The following is a 16,371-nucleotide window of genomic DNA, read 5'->3' as shown; positions in this document are numbered from 1 at the left end:
CATACCCTGCCGGTGGATGGGCCCCAGGGCCTGGGAGCGGCAGCAGGAGCGGCGATGATCGAACTGCACGAGCTGACCAAGCGGTACGGCGACAAACTGGCGGTCGACGGGCTGAGCTTCCAGGTGCCGCGCGGGGTGGTGACCGGCTTCCTGGGCCCCAACGGCGCCGGCAAGTCCACCACGATGCGGCTGATCCTCGATCTGGACCGCCCCACCAGCGGTCGGGTCAGCATCGACGCCAAGGGCTACGGCCACCTCAGCGAGCCGCTGAAGTACATCGGCGCGCTGCTGGAGGCCCAGGCGGTGCACCCGGGCCGGACCGCCTACAACCACCTGCTCTGGCTGGCGCAGAGCAACCGGATCCCGGTCCGCCGGGTGGACGAGGTGCTGGGCCTGGTGGGCCTGACCGAGGTGGCCGGCAAGCGGGCCCGCGGCTTCTCGCTCGGCATGCGCCAGCGGCTCGGCATCGCCTCCGCGCTGCTCGGCGACCCGGAGATCCTGATGTTCGACGAGCCGGTCAACGGTCTCGACCCCGAGGGCATCCTGTGGATCCGCAATCTGATGAAGCGCCTGGCCGCCGAGGGCCGCACCGTCTTCGTCTCCTCGCACCTGATGAGCGAGATGGCGCTGACCGCCGAGCACCTGGTGGTGATCGGCCGGGGCCGGCTGCTGGCCGACCTGCCGATGGCGGAGTTCATCCGGCGCAACTCGCGCTCCGCGGTCCGGCTGCGCACCCCGCACCCCGAGCAGCTGCTGGACGCGCTGGCCGCACAGTCGATCGTGGTGGAGCCCGGCCCCGACGGCTGCTACGAGGTGGTCAACGGCGACCCGGCCGCGCTCGGCGACCTGGCCGCCAGCCACGGCGTCACGCTGCACGAGCTGAGCCTGCAGCGCGCCTCGCTGGAGGAGGCCTTCATGCAGATGACCGCCGACTCGGTCGAGTACCACGCGGGCGCCGGCGCGGACGCCGGCGCCGGCCCCGTGCAGACGGACGCGGCGGGCGCCCCCGGCGCCTGGGGGGCGCAGTGGCAGCCGGCCGGCGGCCGGCCCGCCAGGAAGCAGCGGCACGAGCAGCAGCAGAAGGGTGCGAACTGAGATGGCCTCCTTCCCCGCGATCCTGCGGTCCGAGTGGACCAAGATCCGCACGGTGCGCTCCACGGTCTGGACCCTGCTGCTCGTCTTCGTGGTGACGGCCGCGCTCGGCGCGCTGCTCTCGCTGCTGACCAAGAACAACTTCGCCGACTTCCGCAAGGGCGTCGGCACCCCCTTCGACGCGACCGCGACCAGCTTCTCCGGCATCGTGCTGGGCGAGATCGCGATGATCGTCTTCGGGGTGCTGGCGGTCGGCAACGAGTACAGCAGCGGGATGATCCGGGTCTCACTGGCCGCCGTGCCGCAGCGCGGCACCCTGCTGACCGGCAAGATGGTGGTGATCGGGGTGCTGGCACTGATGATCTCGCTGCTGACCGCGTTCATCACGTTCTTCCTCGGCCAGGCGCTGCTCGGCGACCACCACACCACGATCGGCGCGCCCCACGTGCTGCGCGCGGTGTTCGGCGCGGCGGTCTACCTGACCCTGCTCTGCCTCTTCTCGGCCGGAGTGACGGCGATGCTGCACAACCAGACCCTCGCGCTGGGCGTGCTGGTCCCGTTCTTCTTCCTGCTCTCGCCGATCCTCTCGGCGGTGCCGAAGGTGAAGAACGTGGCGCACTACTTCCCGGACTTCGCGGGGCGGCAGATGCTGACGGTCTTTCCGACCTCGGACACCCCCTACGGCTGGGTGGCCGGCTTCGCGATCTGCGGCGGCTGGACCCTGGCGGCGCTGCTGGGCGGCGCCGCGGTGCTGAAGACCCGGGACGCCTGAGGGGCCGGTGCGCCCGGCGGTGCGGCCGTCAGTACTTCGGGGCGCTGCGCCCGCGCTGGATCGCCGAGCCGCGCCGCTCGCGGGCGCCCCAGCAGGCCCGGTGCCAGTGCCGCCGGTCCTCCACCCCGGCGCCGTGGTCCGGCCAGGCCACCACATGGCCCATCCCCGGCGGGATCTCCTGGTCGCAGCCGGGGCAGCGGTAGGAGCGGCCGGCCGTGCCGGCCACCGTCTGCACCACCCACTCCTCGCCCCGGTAGCTCTCGGTGCGCCGCAGCGCGCCGCCCAGGGGCATCGGCGCCCCGGCGCGCCGATCGGCGAAAGCGGCGGAATCGGCAGGGTTACTGGTCCGGTTGCGACGCGGCGACACGATTGTTCACCTCTCGGTGGGGGCGCGGTTCGCTCTCCAGGTTACGGTCACTGGGCGGGCGGCCGGCGACCCGCGGGTGGCCGGACCGGCCATCAAGGTATTGACCATTATCACGATCTGGGTGGATCCTGACGGGTTTTCGGGGATATCCACCCGATCTTCCGCGAAATTGGCTGCCTCGCGTGCCAATGGCACATGACATGGGTTACTCACGTGGTGACAGAGCGGGGCTCGCACAGCCTGCGCGCACCCGAGGAGGGTATATCCGTGACCCAGAGCCGCGCCGCCATCGGCAGCCGTCCCGTTGTCGGCAGCCGTCCCGGCGTCGACACCGGCGTCGACAACGACCACCTGCCCAGCGGTCCCCGGGGCAGCCGGGGGCCGCTGGCGCCCCGGGCCCCGCGGGCCGCCCACCCGGTCGGGCTGGCTCCGGCCCCCGAGGCCGAGCGGGGCGGCAGCCATCCCGCGGCCCAGGACACCATCCGGGTCGGTGCGTTCCTGCTCTCCGCCCAGTTCCCCGGGCAGAGCCACGCCCAGGCGCTGGACCGGACGGTGGCGGCCACGCTGGGCGCCGAGCGGGCCGGGCTGGACTCGGTCTGGCTGGCCGAGCACCACTTCGTGCCGTACGGGGTCTGCCCGAACGCCGCCACCCTGGCCGCGCTGCTGCTCGGGCGCACCCGGCGGATCCACCTCGGCACGGCGGTCAGCGTCCTGTCCACCACCCACCCGGTCGCGCTCGGCGAGCAGGCCGCGCTGCTGCACCTGACCACCGGCGGGCGGTTCACCCTCGGGGTGGGGCGCGGCGGACCGTGGATCGACCTGGCGGTCTTCGGCAGCGGGGTGGCCGCGTACGAGCAGGGCTTCGCCGAGCGGCTCGACCTGCTGATGGACTTCCTGCGCGGCTCGCGGGTGCGCGGGGACGGGCCGCAGTTCAGCTTCCCCGAGGTCCCGGTGGTCCCGCGGGCGACCCAGCCGGCCCGGACCGGGCACGGTGAACTGGCCGACTGGCTGGGCCTGCGCGGCGAGCCCGCGCTGCGCCTGCCGCGTCAGCGCACCGAGGCGGGCGCTCCGGTCGGGGCGGGCGAGGCCGGCGGCGGCGAGGCGGGCAGTGGCCGGACGGGCGCCGGCGGACCGCCCGTGGTGGTCGCCTGCACCTCTCCCGCCAGCGTCCGGCTGGCCGCCGAGCGAGGCCTGCCGATGCTGCTGGGCATGCACTCCGGCGACGAGGACAAGCTGCGGATGCTCAACAGCTACCGGGCCGCCTGGCGGGCCTGCGGGCGTGGCGAGGAGCAGCTCGCGCGGGTCGAGCGGGAGCACCTGGCGGCCGGGGTGGCCCAGGTGGCCGACCGGACGCCGGCGGCTCGGGCCACCCTGCTGCGGTCGATGCCCGGCTGGTTCGAGTACGGCCTCGGCGCGCACCGCACGGTCGACGGGCGCGAGCGCAAGATGCGCGACCCCTACGCCTACACCGAGTTGCTCTGCGACCTGCACGCGGTCGGCACCCCGCGGCAGTGCGCGGACCGGCTGCTGGCCACCGCCGAGCGGACCGGCCTGCGGCGGTTCGCCCTGCTGGCCGAGGGCTCGGGCGATCAGGAGGCCACCTTGGAGAACATCGCCCGGCTGGGCGCCGAGGTGCTGCCGCAGCTGAGCTGAGGCGGGCGCTCGGCCCGGGCGGGGCGCTCGGAGCAACTGCCCCGCGTGCGCCATGAGACGCGCGCCGTCAGTGCGGTCGGCCCCCACCGCCGAGAGTGGCAGCCGACCGCATTGACGGGTCAACAGTCGCGCAGCTCCGGCGACTGGTTGAGCAGCTGGGCCCGGACCGAGGTGAAGCGCCGGTGGCGCTCCTCGGCCTCGGCGGACGGCCCGAAGACCGCGACACGGTGGCAGTTCTGGAAGGCCAGCTGCACCCCGAAGTGCCGCTGCAGGGCACCGCGGATCGCGTCACTGGCCATCGCGCGCAGCAGCTGGCCGCGCGCCTGCTCGCTCGGCGGCGGGACCTGGTTGTCCGCGAAGCCGGTACCGTCGACCTCCATCTGGGCGACGAGCGAGCTGATCAGGTCCCAGGCATAGGGCAGGGACGTACGGACGCAGTCGACGAACTCCCGCTCGTCGACCTCGCCTCGCTCGGCCTTCTCCAGAAGAGCCGGTGAGACGTCGAGCGACATGGGTTCTCCTCTCGCGGTCCACCGCGCGCACCTCGCGCGGGTGGTGGTTCCTGGTGCGATGGTGCGGATCGTGCCGTGCCGTGCTCAGTCGGTGGTGGGGCGGCGGCGTCCCCGCGCGCGGGGACAGGCCGGTCGGACCCGGTGCAGGGCGGTACTTGCCGCGGTCGGCACCCCTGCCGGGGCGGACGCGGCCTCGACCAGGGTGGCAGCCCGAGCCAGACAAAACTGGCGAATGCCGCTATTCCCGTCGAAGTCATGGCCAACGCGGCCGAAAGGGCCGGAATGGCCGGAATTCTCTCCAGTGGTACGCGTGGCGCTCCATCTCCACTCCATCCCCGTTGGCTACGCGGGCGTTCGAAGACGTCACCCAACGTAGCGGTCAGCGCCTGCGGGCGCCAGCCTCCGGAAGCGAAACGCTCCCGGCTTCCCATGGTTCGCCCCTTGCTACTCCTCGGCGCACCCCCAGCATGGAGTTGCTTCAACTGGCCCCAGCAGCACGGGTCGGGCGACCGGCCGTCTTGCGGCAGCCGGCCAGGAGACCGGGCATCCCGTCCGCAGTCGAACGGCGACCGCCACCCTTGACGTACGCAGCGTTGCGGACTCGTCACCTCAGGTGATCGTGCTCAGGGCTGCCCGGGGAGCGCCTAGGCTTGCCCCCATGCGTCTTGTCATCGCCCGCTGTTCCGTCGACTACGCCGGCCGGCTCTCCGCCCATCTGCCCTCCGCCACCCGGTTGATCCTGGTCAAGGCCGACGGAAGCGTGAGCATCCACGCCGACGACCGCGCCTACAAGCCGCTCAACTGGATGTCGCCGCCGTGCAGCCTCAAGGAGGGCGACGGCGCCTGGACCGTGCAGAACAAGGCGGGCGAGAAGCTGATCATCACCCTGGAGGAGGTCCTGCACGACTCCTCGCACGAGCTCGGCGTGGACCCCGGCCTGATCAAGGACGGTGTCGAGGCGCACCTGCAGGAGCTGCTGGCCGACCGGATGGAGGTGCTCGGCGCCGGCTGGTCGCTGGTCCGCCGGGAGTACCCGACCGCGATCGGCCCGGTCGACATCCTGTGCCGGGACGCCGACGGCCGCACCGTCGCGATCGAGATCAAGCGGCGCGGCGAGATCGACGGCGTCGAGCAGCTGACCCGGTACCTGGAACTGCTCAACCGCGACCCGCTGCTCGCCCCGGTCAAGGGCGTCTTCGCCGCCCAGGAGATCAAGCCGCAGGCCCGGGTGCTGGCGACGGACCGCGGGATCGACTGCGTGGTGCTGGACTACGACGCGCTGCGCGGCATCGAGGACGACAAGCTGAAGCTCTTCTGAGACACCGTCAGCAGGGCCGGGGGGCACCTGGGGCAGTACACCGGCGCGTGAGCCGGGTACTGCCCCCTCTGCGTGCCTCGCCGGGCGCCCCTCAGGGCGAGGTGGTCGCGCTGCTGGGCACCCCGGTGGCCGGAGCGCTGCTGGGCGAGCCGGGAGGCGTCGTCGACGGGGACGACGAAGGCGGCGGGGTGGTGACCGGTGCGGCCGTGGTGGGTGCGGCAGAGGTGGGCGGCGGCGCCACCGGCGACGTGGGCGGCTTGGTGGGCGGCTGGACCGGCGTGCCCGGCGAGCTCGGGACGGTGACCGGTGCGCCGGGCGTGCTGGGTCCGGGCGGTGCCGCCGTCGGCTGGAGCGGGGTGTCCGGCGCCGAGCTGGTGCCGCCGCTCGGCTGGGCGCTCGCCGTCGGCGCCGTCCCGCCGCGCCAGCCCCACGTGGTGGCGCCCGCACTCGCGCCCGGCGCGACCGGCCCGCTCGCCGAGGCCGAGGCGGTGGCCGAATCGGACGCCGAGGCGTCGGCCGAATCGGTGGGGGCGCTACTGGCCGGGGCCGAGCCCGAGGCGCTGCCGGAGGCCGAAGCGCTCGGCGCACCGCCCACGTTCAGCACGGCGCCGGTGCCGCCGGTGCCGCCGCCGGCGGGGGCGCTGCCACCGCCGGAGACGCCGAGCGCCACCGCCGTCCCCACCGCGCTCAGCGCCAGCAGGCCGCCGACCGCGAGCAGCGCGTTCCGTGGCGACCAGCCGCGCAGCAGCCCGCCCGGCGGCCAGGAGCGCTCGGCCAGCACCCGGATGACGGGCCGGCGGATCATCTGGGTCGGCGCCTCGGCCGCCTCGGGCACCCGCTCGCTGGCCTGAAGCAGCATCAGCAGCCTGCGCGAGGCCGCCAGTTGCCGGCTGTCCCCGGAGAGCTGGCGCAGCGCGCAGGCCGCCTCCACGGCGGCCGTGGCCCGCTCCCGGGCCGGTGTGGCGCCCTCGGGCGCCGTCCCGGAGTCCAGGCAGATCCAGTGGACGCCCAGCTCGTGCTGGAACCAGGCCTCCTCGCGCCGCCGCCCGGTCTCCCGGGCGCAGTCCAGGCCGAGTTCGAGGACCTGGCGCCAGGCCCCCCAGCGCAGCGTCAGCGCCAGCGCCGGCGCGGCCGACTGGGCCAGCCGCAGCACGGAGTCGGTCCGCCCGGCCGCCAGGTCGGCGCGCAGGGCGCCGATCACCACCTCCGCCTCGGCGGCTATCTGTTCGGGGCTCACCGCGCTGTGGCCGACCCACCAGGAGAAGTGCCGGGCGGCGCCCGCGGTGCTCTGCCCGTCGGGCTCGCCGCGCGTCGCGAGTGCCTCCAACACGCCCTCGGTGAGGCGGTGGTGACCACCGATCGACTCGGCCAGGCCGCACTCCACCAGTTCGCGCAGCGCGCTCTCGCCGTGGTCCACGTCGATCAGCGCGGGCAGGTGGGAGGCGGTCGGACACTCACCGCCGAGCGCCACCGCGAGCCGCAGCACCGCCTGCGCCTCCTCGCCGAGGCCCTCCACCAGGAGCAGCGCGGGGGCGGCGGCCTCCGCCACCGAGGGCAGCGGCACGGCGGCCCGCAGCTCGGCCTCGCGGATCGCCGGGTCCGCGTCCGCGGGCTCCGGCTGCTCACCGCCGAAGACGGTGCGCCGGTCCTCCTCGGCGGCCTGCAGGGTGTCCACGGCCAGGTCGCGCCGGCGCAGCAGCGCGGCGGCCCGCACGAAGCGCAGCGGCAGGCCCTCGGACTCGAACCAGAGGTCGACCGCCCAGGAGCGCTCGGCCTCGTCCAGCGCCCGTCCGGCCAGCCGGGCGGTGAGCGCCAGGCAGGCGGCCCTGGGCAGCCCGCCGATCGTCTGGTCCTCCAGCCGGGAGCCGGGCGGCAGCGGGCGCTCGGCGCCGGGCGCCGGGGCCAGCAGGAAGGCGCACTCGGGGGCGCGGGCCAGCAGCTCCTCCAGCTCGGTGCCCGCCTGGGCCACCTCGTCGATGACCACGATCGCGCCCACCGTGGCCAGCAGCTCGGGAAGTTGGGACTCGTCGGGGCGGTAGCCGGGAGCCTGGTAGGCGGCCGTGAAGAGGTCCTGGAGCAGGTCGGCACCGTCGCGCCGGTGGCCGCAGAGCCGGATCACCCCGTGCGGGGCCAGCCCGGCGGCGCCCTCGGCGACGGCCGCCAGCAGCGCGCTGCGGCCCGAGCCGGGCTCGCCGAGCAGGCGGATCGAGCGTCCCTCGGCGAGCATGCCGAGCAGCTGGGCCACCTCGGCCTCGCGGTCCAGCAGCGGCAGGTCGCCCGGGCCGCTGCCCATCGCCAGCGGTCCCACCGCCGGGCTCGGCCCCGGGCCGGCTCCGGCCCGGCCGCCGCCGCGCTGGTCCCCGGTGGTCCGGCGGCGCGGGATGGGCCAGTACTCGGGCGGGCAGGGCCGCAGGTCCGACCCGTCCGGTCCGCCGACGGACACCAGGTAGCGCCCGGCGACCAGGTCGCCCGACCGCACGCGCAGGTTCTCCTGACCGAAATCACCGGATGGCTGTGCCACGATGCGCTCCGCCTGTGCTCCGCCGGTCAGCGGGTGGCCGCCGGCCGCTGTGAGGGACCGGGCCGAGGGAACGCGGGACCGCGTCCGTCGGCCGACGGACCGCCGCGCCGCCGGCCGGTGCCGCCCGGGGCGGGCCCCACGGCGTTCGAACGGTCCTGTCGAGCGCTGACTCTCGCACATCCGGGCCCCGCCGTGCAGCCCGGACCCCTGTGCGGGACGGGATCGGCACTCAGCGCGATGACGTGAGCACGCCGGGTGCGGGTGCGGTCAGTGGGCCGGCAGGGTGGCGCCGTAGGGATCGGCGGTGACGCCCTCCACCGCGAGGATCCGGTGCAGCTTGGTGGCCACCAGCAGGCGCTGCAGCTGCGGCGGCACCTCGCGCAGCACCAGGCGCCGGCCGAGCCGGCCGGCCCGGCGGTGGGTGCCCATGATCACGCCCAGCCCGGTGGCGTCCCAGGCGGCCAGCGCACTCAGGTCGAGCACCAGGTCACCGGTGCCGCCGTCGACGGCCTGGTGCAGCCGGGCCCGCGCGTCGGCGGCACTGCGCACGTCCAGCCGGCCCTCCAGCGCCAGGACAGCATGGCTGCCGGGCACTGGGTACTCCACGATGCGCACGCTGCCCTCCTTCAGCAATGAGGTCCCCACCATCTGACGCCGGACCAGTCGTCCAGGTTGCTGCTCCCCCGGCGAATCTGAAGCGACTTCACTCGTCCGAGGGAATATACGCAGTAGTGCCTGGGGCGCACTCTCGATTACCGCGCAAATCACCCATCTGCGGCAGTGCCGTGAGCAAACTCACCCCACGGCACCCGCCCCGCGACCGGCCGGTCGGGCCGAGGCGGCCGAGCCTGAACCGATCAGCCCTGGTAGCCGTAGAAGCCGCGCCCGCTCTTGCGGCCCAGGTCGCCGGCGGTGACCATCCGGGCCATGATCTCCGGGGCCGCGAACTTCTCGTCCTGGGTCTCCTCGTAGATGTTGCGCGCGGCGTGCAGCAGGATGTCCACGCCGGTCAGGTCGGCGGTCTGCAGCGGGCCCATCGGGTGGCCGAAGCCCAGCCGGCAGGCGGTGTCGATGTCCTCGGCGCTGGCCACGCCGGACTCGTACAGCTTGGCGGCCTCCACCACCAGGGCGGTGATCAGCCGGGTGGTGATGAAGCCGGCCACGTCGCGGTTGACCACGACCACCTCCTTGCCCACCCCCTCGGCGAAGGCACGGGCGGTGGCCAGCGCGGCGTCGCTGGTCTTGTAGCCGCGGACCAGCTCGACCAGGCGCATCAGCGGGACCGGCGAGAAGAAGTGCACGCCGACCACGGACTCGGGGCGCGCGGTGACGGCGGCGATCCGGGTGATCGGGATGGCGGAGGTGTTGCTGCCCAGCACCGCGCCGTCCTTGGCGATCTTGTCCAGCTCGCGGAAGACGCCCTCCTTGACCTCCAGCTGCTCGAACACCGCCTCGATCACGATGTCCGCCTCGCCGACGGCGCCGAGGTCGGTGGTGGTGGTGATCCGGCCGAGCGCCGCGGTGGCCTCCTCGGCGGTCAGCTTGCCCTTGCCGACGAACTTCTCGTAGGAGGCCTCGATCGCGTCCATGCCGCGGCGCAGGGCCTGCTCGGTGACGTCCCGCAGCACCACCGGGTGGCCGGCCTGCGCGGACACCTGGGCGATGCCCGCGCCCATGAGGCCGGCGCCGATCACGGCGATCTGCTGACGCTGCGTGGATACGTTGCTCATGGCTGCTTCTCCCGAAGTCCCGTCCAGGCGCGCTCCGGGGCAGGGATTGCCTTCCCGCAGGGAGCAGCGCCGCTCACCGCTCGGACTGTAGTGCCCCGGGCCGAGCCGTGGGGCGATTGGCAGGTGTGATCTGCGTCCGGACGGCGCCTCAGCGCCGGGGTGGCGCCGGTGGCAGCGCCAGGCCCAGGTCCTGCGCCAGGATCGCGGCCTGGACCCGGCTGCGCAGGTCCAACTTGGCCAGGATCCGGCTCACATGGGTCTTGGTGGTGGCCTCCGCCATCGCCAGCCGGCGGGCGATCTGGCCGTTGCTCAGACCCGCGCCGATCGCGGCCAGCACCTCGCGCTCGCGCTGGGTGAGGCTGGCCACTGCCGCCGGGTCGCCGCCCTCGGGCCGGGCGAAGGTGCTGATCAGGCGTCGGGTGACGGTGGGCGCCAGCATGCCCTCGCCGCGGGCCACCGCACGGATGCCCGCCACCAGGGCGTCCGCCTCCAGGTCCTTGAGCAGGAAGCCGGCCGCACCGGCCCGCAGCGCGCCGTGCACGTACTCGTCCAGGTCGAAGGTGGTCAGCACCAGGACCTGGGCGGCGCCCGCCGCGGTGATCCGCCGGGTCGCCGCGACGCCGTCCAGCCTGGGCATCTGGATGTCCATCAGCACCACGTCGGGCCGCAGCTCCAGCGCCAGCGCCACGGCCTGCTCGCCGTCGGCCGCCTCACCGACCACGTCGAGGTCCGGCTCGCTGCGCAGGATCATCACCAGGGCCGCGCGCACCGCCGCCTGATCCTCCGCCACCAGCACCCGGATCGTCATGCCCGCCCACTCTCGCTCTGCGCCGCCGCACCGACCGGCAGCACCGCCCGTACCTGCCACACCCCGTCGCGCGGGCCCGCCCGGAAGCTGCCGCCGAGCAGCTGGGCCCGCTCCCCCATGCCGACCAGTCCGGCCCGCGCACCGGGCAACGCCCGCCCCGCGTCCGGACGGTACGGACTGTCCACGGTGATCTCGACCTGCTCCGGGCCGTGCTGCAGGCACAACCGCACGGTGCCCCGGCCGGCGTGCTTGAGCGCGTTGGTCAGCGACTCCTGGACGATCCGGTAGGCGGCCAGCTCGACCGGCGCGGGCAGTTCGCCCGGCTCGCCCCGCTGCTCGGCCTCGAAGGCCAGCCCGGCATCCCGGCCCGCGGCCCGCACCTGGGCGAGCAGGCTGTCCAACGCCCCGAGCCGGGGCGCCTGGTAGTTCTCCGGCTCCTGGTCGCCGGCCCGCAGCAGACCGATCATGCGGCGCATCTCGGCCAGGCCCTGCACGCTGTTCTCCCGGATCACCGCGAGCACGGCCACCAGCGGGTCCTCCTCCGGTCGCTGCTGACGACGGGCCAGCGACTGGGCCCCGGTGGCGTGGATGGCGATCGCCGAGAGGTGGTTGGCCACCACGTCGTGCAGCTCGCGGGCCATCCGGGCGCGCTCGGCGACCACCGCGCCGCGCCGGTCCAGCTCGGCCAGCAGCTCGATCTGCTCCGCCCGCAGCCGCTCGCTGTCGGCCCGGTCGCGGTGCTTGCGCACCAGGTCGGCCGTCCACACCGGGGCCAGGAAGAGCAGCGTGGCGAAGATCGCCACCAGCAGCGCGACGGCGACCGTGTTGGTGAGCGCCGTCAGGCAGGTGAGGGCGAGGGTGGTGGCGGCACCGAGGAGCTGCATCACCCGCGGCATCCGGCGCGAGCCGTAGAGGGTGCCGGCGTAGAGCAGGTCGGTGTACATGATGACGGTGGCCGTCAGGGCGCCGCTGAAGAGGGCGGCGACGAGCAGCACCCCGCCCAGCGCCGCCACCAGGACCGGCCGGGTGCGCCGGACCGTCTCCAGCGCCGCCATCGGCACCAGCGTCAGCGCCGGCAGCCAGGGCGGGAAGCCGGGGTTGTACACCCGGAAGGCGATCAGCAGCAGACCGCCGAGCAGCCCGGCGACGGCGATCGCCTGGTCCTGCCGACGCGGGGGGAGGCGGTGCGCGAACACCCTCCCATCTCACCATCCGCCGGGCGCCCTGGCTGTACATCGAAGGTCGCACGGAGCCGGGTCCGCCGGGCCGGCCCGACTGCGCTAGCGGTTCTCCCCCGGCACCCAGAGCACGTCCCCGCGCTCCTTGTTGGCGGTCCTGGCCAGGATGAAGAGCAGGTCGGAGAGCCGGTTGAGGTACTTCGCGGTGAGCGGGTTGATGCTCTCCCCGTGCACCTCGATCGCCGCCCAGGTGGCCCGCTCGGCCCGGCGCACCACGGTGCAGGCCAGGTGCAGGTAGGCGGCGCCGGGGGTGCCGCCGGGCAGGATGAAGCTGCGCAGCTTCTCCAGGTCGGCCAGGTAGCGGTCGCAGTCGGCCTCCAGCCGGTCGACGTAGCCCTGCTCGACCCGCAGCGGCGGGTACTGGGGATTCTCGACCACGGGCGTGGCGAGGTCGGCACCGACGTCGAAGAGGTCGTTCTGAATCCGCGTCAGGACCTCGGTCAGCTCCGCCGGGAGCGCCCCGGCGGCGATCGCCACGCCGAGCGCGGCGTTGGCCTCGTTGGTGTCCGCGTAGGCGATCAGGCGCGGATCGGTCTTGGTCGTGCGGCTCATGTCACCGAGCGCGGTGCTGCCGTCGTCGCCGGTGCGGGTGTAGATGCGGGTGAGGTTGACCATGCGGGCAGCCTAGTCAGGACTTCCTGCGTACAGTGTGGGCGGACGCGACCAGCATCCACAACAGACCCGCGCCGTCGCGGCCGAATCCGTTCCCACTGCTCGAAGGAGCGATCGCCGCTACGCGACGTTGACCCGCTGGCCGGGCGGGGCGGCCTCCAGCCAGGCGAGGAAGCCGGTGAGGGCGTCGTCGCTCATCGCCAGCTCCAGGGGGGCGCCGTTGTGCAGGCAGCGCAGGACGACCGAGCCGGAGAGCAGGGCGAGCTCCTCCTGGCCCTCGGGGTAGCGGCGGCCGAGCACCTCGATCTCGCGGCGGGGCAGCACCCTGCGGGGGCGGGGGGCGTAGGAGAAGACCCGGAACCACTCGATGTGGTCACCGCTGTAGCGCCCGATACCGAAAACCCACCCCTTGCCGTCGGTCACGGGGACCGGGGCCGAGGTGGGCTGTCCGTTCTCGTCGAGATCGGGAAGGATCGAGGCGTCCGCCGGCATTTTGAGTCGGTAACTGCAGTCGAACGTTCCGCCGAGCCGCTGGATGAGGCGGCGGCGTACCGCGAACGCCACCAGGCCGACCACCCCCAGGGCCACGACCGTCGCGCACACCACAAGGGCGAGGACCATGCTCACCGACCTCCTCGCTGACTCGCCGACGCGCGGCCGGCCGTGTCCCACCGGCTCCGCGACTCCCCGTGACCGGCAGTCCTATCGAACGACCGGGTTGTCCCTACCAACCGATACGACTGTCCCGGGGTCACGCTCGCGCGTCCCCGGGACCGTCGGTCACTTGCGTTCAGGCTGCCTGACGGCGGCCTGCCGCGACGAGGCGGACCTCGGCACGGCGCTCCGCGTGGGCGTCGCTGTCGCTCTGGGCGAGCTCCAGCGCGCGCTCCGCGCGGTCCACATCGATCTCGTCCGCCAGCTCGGCGATCTCCGCCAGCAGCGAGAGCTTGTTGTTGTTGAACGAGATGAAACCGCCGTGCACAGCGGCGATGACGGTGCCGCCATCCACGGTGCGGATGGTGACCGGGCCGGACTCCAGCACGCTCAGCACCGGGGTGTGACCCGCCATGATGCCGGTGTCGCCGGAGGCCGTGCGCGCGACAACCAGGGTGGCCGCACCGGACCAGACCTTGCGGTCGGCTGCGACCAGCTCGACGTGCAGCTCAGCCAACGTGGGCTCCTAGGCTCTTGCAACGCCCGATTACTCGGGAGTTTCGGTAAGAATAACGGGCTCGCGCCCCTGGCATGAAACGTGGAGCGCGGAGATGACCGGAATCACAGCCGACGTGCCGTGAGGGGTGGTCCCCAGGATGCGGGAACCACCCCTCACGGTCACGCTGCCATGCGGCCGGTTACTTCTTGGCCAGCTCGGCGGCGTTCTTCTCGAGGTCCTCGATGCCACCGCACATGAAGAAGGCCTGCTCGGGGATGGCGTCGTACTTGCCGTCCGCGATCGAGTTGAAGGCCTCGATGGTCTCCGACAGCGGAACCGTCGAACCCTCGACACCGGTGAACTGCTTCGCCACGTAGGTGTTCTGCGACAGGAAGCGCTCGATGCGGCGGGCCCGGTGGACGGTGACCTTGTCGTCCTCGGAGAGCTCGTCGATACCGAGGATCGCGATGATGTCCTGGAGGTCCTTGTACTTCTGCAGGATCCCCTTGACGCGCAGCGCCGTGTCGTAGTGGTCCTGCGCGATGTAGCGCGGGTCCAGGATGCGGGACGTGGAGTCCAGCGGGTCGACGGCCGGGTAGATGCCCTTCTCCGAGATCGGGCGCGACAGAACGGTCGTCGCGTCCAGGTGGGCGAAGGTGGTGGCCGGGGCCGGGTCGGTCAGGTCGTCCGCGGGGACGTAGATCGCCTGCATCGAGGTGATCGAGTGACCGCGGGTCGAGGTGATGCGCTCCTGCAGGAGGCCCATCTCGTCGGCCAGGTTCGGCTGGTAACCCACCGCGGAGGGCATGCGGCCGAGCAGGGTCGACACCTCGGAACCGGCCTGGGTGAACCGGAAGATGTTGTCGATGAAGAGCAGCACGTCCTGGCTCTGCACATCGCGGAAGTACTCCGCCATGGTCAGCGCGGACAGGGCGACGCGCAGACGGGTGCCCGGCGGCTCGTCCATCTGGCCGAAGACCAGGGCGGTCTTGTCCAGAACGTTGGAGTCGATCATCTCCTCGATCAGGTCGCCACCCTCACGGGTGCGCTCCCCGACGCCGGCGAAGACCGAGACACCACCGAAGTTGGCGGCGACGCGGTAGATCATCTCCTGGATGAGGACGGTCTTGCCGACACCGGCACCACCGAACAGGCCGATCTTGCCACCGCGCACGTACGGGGTGAGCAGGTCGATGACCTTGATGCCGGTCTCGAACATCTCGGTCTTCGACTCGAGGTCCGCGAAGTTCGGCGCCTTGCGGTGGATCGGCCAGCGCTCGGTCACCTGGGTGTTGAACTCGGCCTGGTCGACGTTGAGCACCTCGCCCAGCGCGTTGAAGACCTTGCCCTTGGTGACGTCACCGACCGGGACGGAGATCGCCGCACCGGTGTCGGACACCGTGGCGCCACGGACCAGGCCGTCGGTCGGCTGCATCGAGATGCCGCGGATCAGGCCGTCGCCGAGGTGCTGGGCAACCTCGAGGGTCAGCGTCTTGGTACCCGTGCCGTCGGGGTTGTCGACCTCGACGTGCAGGGCGTTGAACATGTTCGGAATGGCGTCGACGGGGAACTCCACGTCGACGACCGGGCCGATGACCCGGGCGACGCGGCCCGTGGCCAGTCCGGCGCCCGTCGGCTCAACAGTGGTGGTCATTCTCATTCGCTCCCCGCGCTAGCGTCGGCCAGCGCGTTGGCGCCACCGACGATCTCGCTGATTTCCTGGGTGATCTCGGCCTGACGGGCCGAGTTGGCAAGCCGCGTGAGCGACTTGATGAGCTCGCCGGCGTTGTCGGTCGCGCTCTTCATCGCGCGCCGGCGGGCGGCGTGCTCGGAAGCGGCCGACTGCAGCAGCGCGTTGTAGATCCGGCTCTCGACGTACCGCGGCAGCAGTGCGTCCAGCACGCCTTCGGCCGAGGGCTCGAAGTCGTACAGCGGGAAGATCTCCGTGGCGGCCGGCTTGTCGTCGCTGAGCTGGACCTCGTCGAGCTTCAGCGGCAGCAGCCGGGCGTCGATGGCGGTCTGGGTCAGCATCGAGACGAACTTGGTGGAAACCAGGTGCAGCTCGTCGACCCCGCCCGTCTCGGCGGTGAACGCCTCGATCAGGTCCGCGGCCACCGTCTTGGCGTCACCGTAGGTCGGCTTGTCCGAGAAACCCGTCCACGACGCCGCGACCGGCTGGTTGCGGAAGCCGTAGTACTGGACACCCTTGCGGCCACAGATGTACGTGACCACCTCCTTGCCCTCCGCCCGGAGCCGGGCGGTGAGCAGGGTCGCCTGCTTGATGGCGTTGGTCGAGTACCCGCCGGCCAGACCGCGGTCGGCCGTGATCAGCAGCACCGCGGCGCGGCTGGCGTTCGGGTTCTCGTGGGTGAGCGGGTGCTTGGTGTTGGACCGGGTGGCCACCGCCGTCACCGCCCGGGTCAGCTCATCGGCGTACGGAGTGGAGGCGGCCACCGCGCGCTGCGCCTTGACGATGCGCGACGCGGAGATCATCTCCATCGCCTTGGTGATCTTCTTCGTCGCGGTGACAGAGCGGATCCGGCGCTTGTAGACCCGAAGCTGTGCTCCCATGGGTCGTTACGTCCTTTCCCTCGC

16 protein-coding genes are annotated in these 16,371 nt (G+C 72.9%); 4 read left to right on the top strand and 12 right to left on the bottom strand.

Going from position 1 to position 16,371, the window contains the following annotated elements:
• The first annotated feature begins 54 nt into the window (after positions 1 to 54).
• Positions 55 to 1,095: an ABC transporter ATP-binding protein gene (locus tag OG500_RS24550; protein WP_327068981.1), complete on the top strand. Its 1,041-nt coding sequence runs from the start codon at positions 55 to 57 to the stop codon at positions 1,093 to 1,095.
• A gap of 1 nt (position 1,096) precedes the next feature.
• Positions 1,097 to 1,864 (top strand): ABC transporter permease subunit, encoded by a 768-nt coding sequence (locus OG500_RS24545; protein ID WP_329583459.1) that lies wholly within the window; start codon positions 1,097 to 1,099, stop codon positions 1,862 to 1,864.
• A gap of 28 nt (positions 1,865 to 1,892) precedes the next feature.
• Here the strand turns inward: OG500_RS24545 and OG500_RS24540 are convergent, their stop codons facing one another.
• The gene (locus OG500_RS24540) at positions 1,893 to 2,231 is read right to left on the bottom strand and encodes an ATP/GTP-binding protein (RefSeq protein WP_442789219.1); all 339 of its coding nucleotides are present in this window, start codon (positions 2,229 to 2,231) and stop codon (positions 1,893 to 1,895) included.
• A gap of 480 nt (positions 2,232 to 2,711) precedes the next feature.
• On the opposite strand from OG500_RS24540, the gene OG500_RS24535 reads away from it, so the two are divergent.
• Positions 2,712 to 3,884, top strand: a complete 1,173-nt coding sequence (locus tag OG500_RS24535; protein ID WP_329587722.1) for an LLM class flavin-dependent oxidoreductase — start codon at positions 2,712 to 2,714, stop codon at positions 3,882 to 3,884.
• 119 nt (positions 3,885 to 4,003) lie between these two features.
• On the opposite strand, the gene OG500_RS24530 is transcribed toward OG500_RS24535, so the two are convergent.
• Entirely contained in the window at positions 4,004 to 4,396 is a 393-nt protein-coding gene (locus OG500_RS24530) for an SCO5389 family protein (protein WP_327068978.1), read from the bottom strand.
• Between the two features lie 658 nt (positions 4,397 to 5,054).
• On the opposite strand from OG500_RS24530, the gene nucS reads away from it, so the two are divergent.
• Positions 5,055 to 5,714: an endonuclease NucS gene (nucS, locus tag OG500_RS24525; protein ID WP_329583455.1), complete on the top strand. Its 660-nt coding sequence runs from the start codon at positions 5,055 to 5,057 to the stop codon at positions 5,712 to 5,714.
• A 91-nt stretch (positions 5,715 to 5,805) separates the two neighbouring features.
• Here nucS and OG500_RS24520 read toward each other — a convergent pair whose 3' ends face one another.
• From OG500_RS24520 to OG500_RS24475, 10 genes are all read right to left on the bottom strand, one after another.
• Entirely contained in the window at positions 5,806 to 8,235 is a 2,430-nt protein-coding gene (locus OG500_RS24520) for a hypothetical protein (RefSeq protein WP_329583452.1), read from the bottom strand.
• Between the two features lie 267 nt (positions 8,236 to 8,502).
• On the bottom strand, positions 8,503 to 8,841 hold the full coding sequence (locus OG500_RS24515; protein WP_327071675.1) for an STAS domain-containing protein: 339 nt from the start codon (positions 8,839 to 8,841) through the stop codon (positions 8,503 to 8,505).
• Between the two features lie 251 nt (positions 8,842 to 9,092).
• On the bottom strand, positions 9,093 to 9,965 hold the full coding sequence (locus tag OG500_RS24510) for a 3-hydroxyacyl-CoA dehydrogenase family protein (RefSeq protein WP_327068975.1): 873 nt from the start codon (positions 9,963 to 9,965) through the stop codon (positions 9,093 to 9,095).
• A gap of 148 nt (positions 9,966 to 10,113) precedes the next feature.
• Positions 10,114 to 10,773, bottom strand: a complete 660-nt coding sequence (locus tag OG500_RS24505; protein ID WP_327068974.1) for a response regulator transcription factor — start codon at positions 10,771 to 10,773, stop codon at positions 10,114 to 10,116.
• Positions 10,770 to 11,969, bottom strand: coding sequence for a sensor histidine kinase (locus OG500_RS24500; RefSeq protein WP_327068973.1), 1,200 nt, complete (start codon positions 11,967 to 11,969; stop codon positions 10,770 to 10,772). The genes OG500_RS24505 and OG500_RS24500 overlap by 4 nt, the downstream gene beginning before the upstream one ends.
• Before the next feature lie 84 nt (positions 11,970 to 12,053).
• Entirely contained in the window at positions 12,054 to 12,626 is a 573-nt protein-coding gene (locus OG500_RS24495; RefSeq protein ID WP_327068972.1) for a cob(I)yrinic acid a,c-diamide adenosyltransferase, read from the bottom strand.
• A 117-nt stretch (positions 12,627 to 12,743) separates the two neighbouring features.
• Entirely contained in the window at positions 12,744 to 13,244 is a 501-nt protein-coding gene (locus OG500_RS24490) for a DUF2550 domain-containing protein (protein ID WP_327068971.1), read from the bottom strand.
• A gap of 169 nt (positions 13,245 to 13,413) precedes the next feature.
• A complete protein-coding gene (locus OG500_RS24485) occupies positions 13,414 to 13,794 on the bottom strand; it encodes a F0F1 ATP synthase subunit epsilon (protein WP_327068970.1) in 381 nt (126 codons plus the stop codon).
• A 181-nt stretch (positions 13,795 to 13,975) separates the two neighbouring features.
• Positions 13,976 to 15,430: a F0F1 ATP synthase subunit beta gene (atpD, locus tag OG500_RS24480; protein WP_327068969.1), complete on the bottom strand. Its 1,455-nt coding sequence runs from the start codon at positions 15,428 to 15,430 to the stop codon at positions 13,976 to 13,978.
• A 2-nt stretch (positions 15,431 to 15,432) separates the two neighbouring features.
• Positions 15,433 to 16,347: a F0F1 ATP synthase subunit gamma gene (locus OG500_RS24475; protein ID WP_327068968.1), complete on the bottom strand. Its 915-nt coding sequence runs from the start codon at positions 16,345 to 16,347 to the stop codon at positions 15,433 to 15,435.
• Positions 16,348 to 16,371: the final 24 nt, after the last annotated feature.

Source organism: Kitasatospora sp. NBC_01250, from assembly GCF_036226465.1.
GTDB lineage: Bacteria > Actinomycetota > Actinomycetes > Streptomycetales > Streptomycetaceae > Kitasatospora.
This window is presented reverse-complemented; position numbering and strand designations above follow the sequence as displayed.

Bases quoted from the DNA above. Each gene is read 5' to 3' on its own strand.
- OG500_RS24495 (WP_327068972.1), bottom strand. From the start codon at position 12,626: ATGGTCAACCTCACCCGCATCTACACCCGCACCGGCGACGACGGCAGC.
- OG500_RS24550 (WP_327068981.1), top strand. From the start codon at position 55: ATGATCGAACTGCACGAGCTGACCAAGCGGTACGGCGACAAACTGGCG.
- OG500_RS24545 (WP_329583459.1), top strand. From the start codon at position 1,097: ATGGCCTCCTTCCCCGCGATCCTGCGGTCCGAGTGGACCAAGATCCGC.
- nucS (WP_329583455.1), top strand. From the start codon at position 5,055: ATGCGTCTTGTCATCGCCCGCTGTTCCGTCGACTACGCCGGCCGGCTC.
- OG500_RS24510 (WP_327068975.1), bottom strand. From the start codon at position 9,965: ATGAGCAACGTATCCACGCAGCGTCAGCAGATCGCCGTGATCGGCGCC.
- OG500_RS24530 (WP_327068978.1), bottom strand. From the start codon at position 4,396: ATGTCGCTCGACGTCTCACCGGCTCTTCTGGAGAAGGCCGAGCGAGGC.
- atpD (WP_327068969.1), bottom strand. From the start codon at position 15,430: ATGACCACCACTGTTGAGCCGACGGGCGCCGGACTGGCCACGGGCCGC.
- OG500_RS24505 (WP_327068974.1), bottom strand. From the start codon at position 10,773: ATGACGATCCGGGTGCTGGTGGCGGAGGATCAGGCGGCGGTGCGCGCG.
- OG500_RS24475 (WP_327068968.1), bottom strand. From the start codon at position 16,347: ATGGGAGCACAGCTTCGGGTCTACAAGCGCCGGATCCGCTCTGTCACC.
- OG500_RS24490 (WP_327068971.1), bottom strand. From the start codon at position 13,244: ATGGTCCTCGCCCTTGTGGTGTGCGCGACGGTCGTGGCCCTGGGGGTG.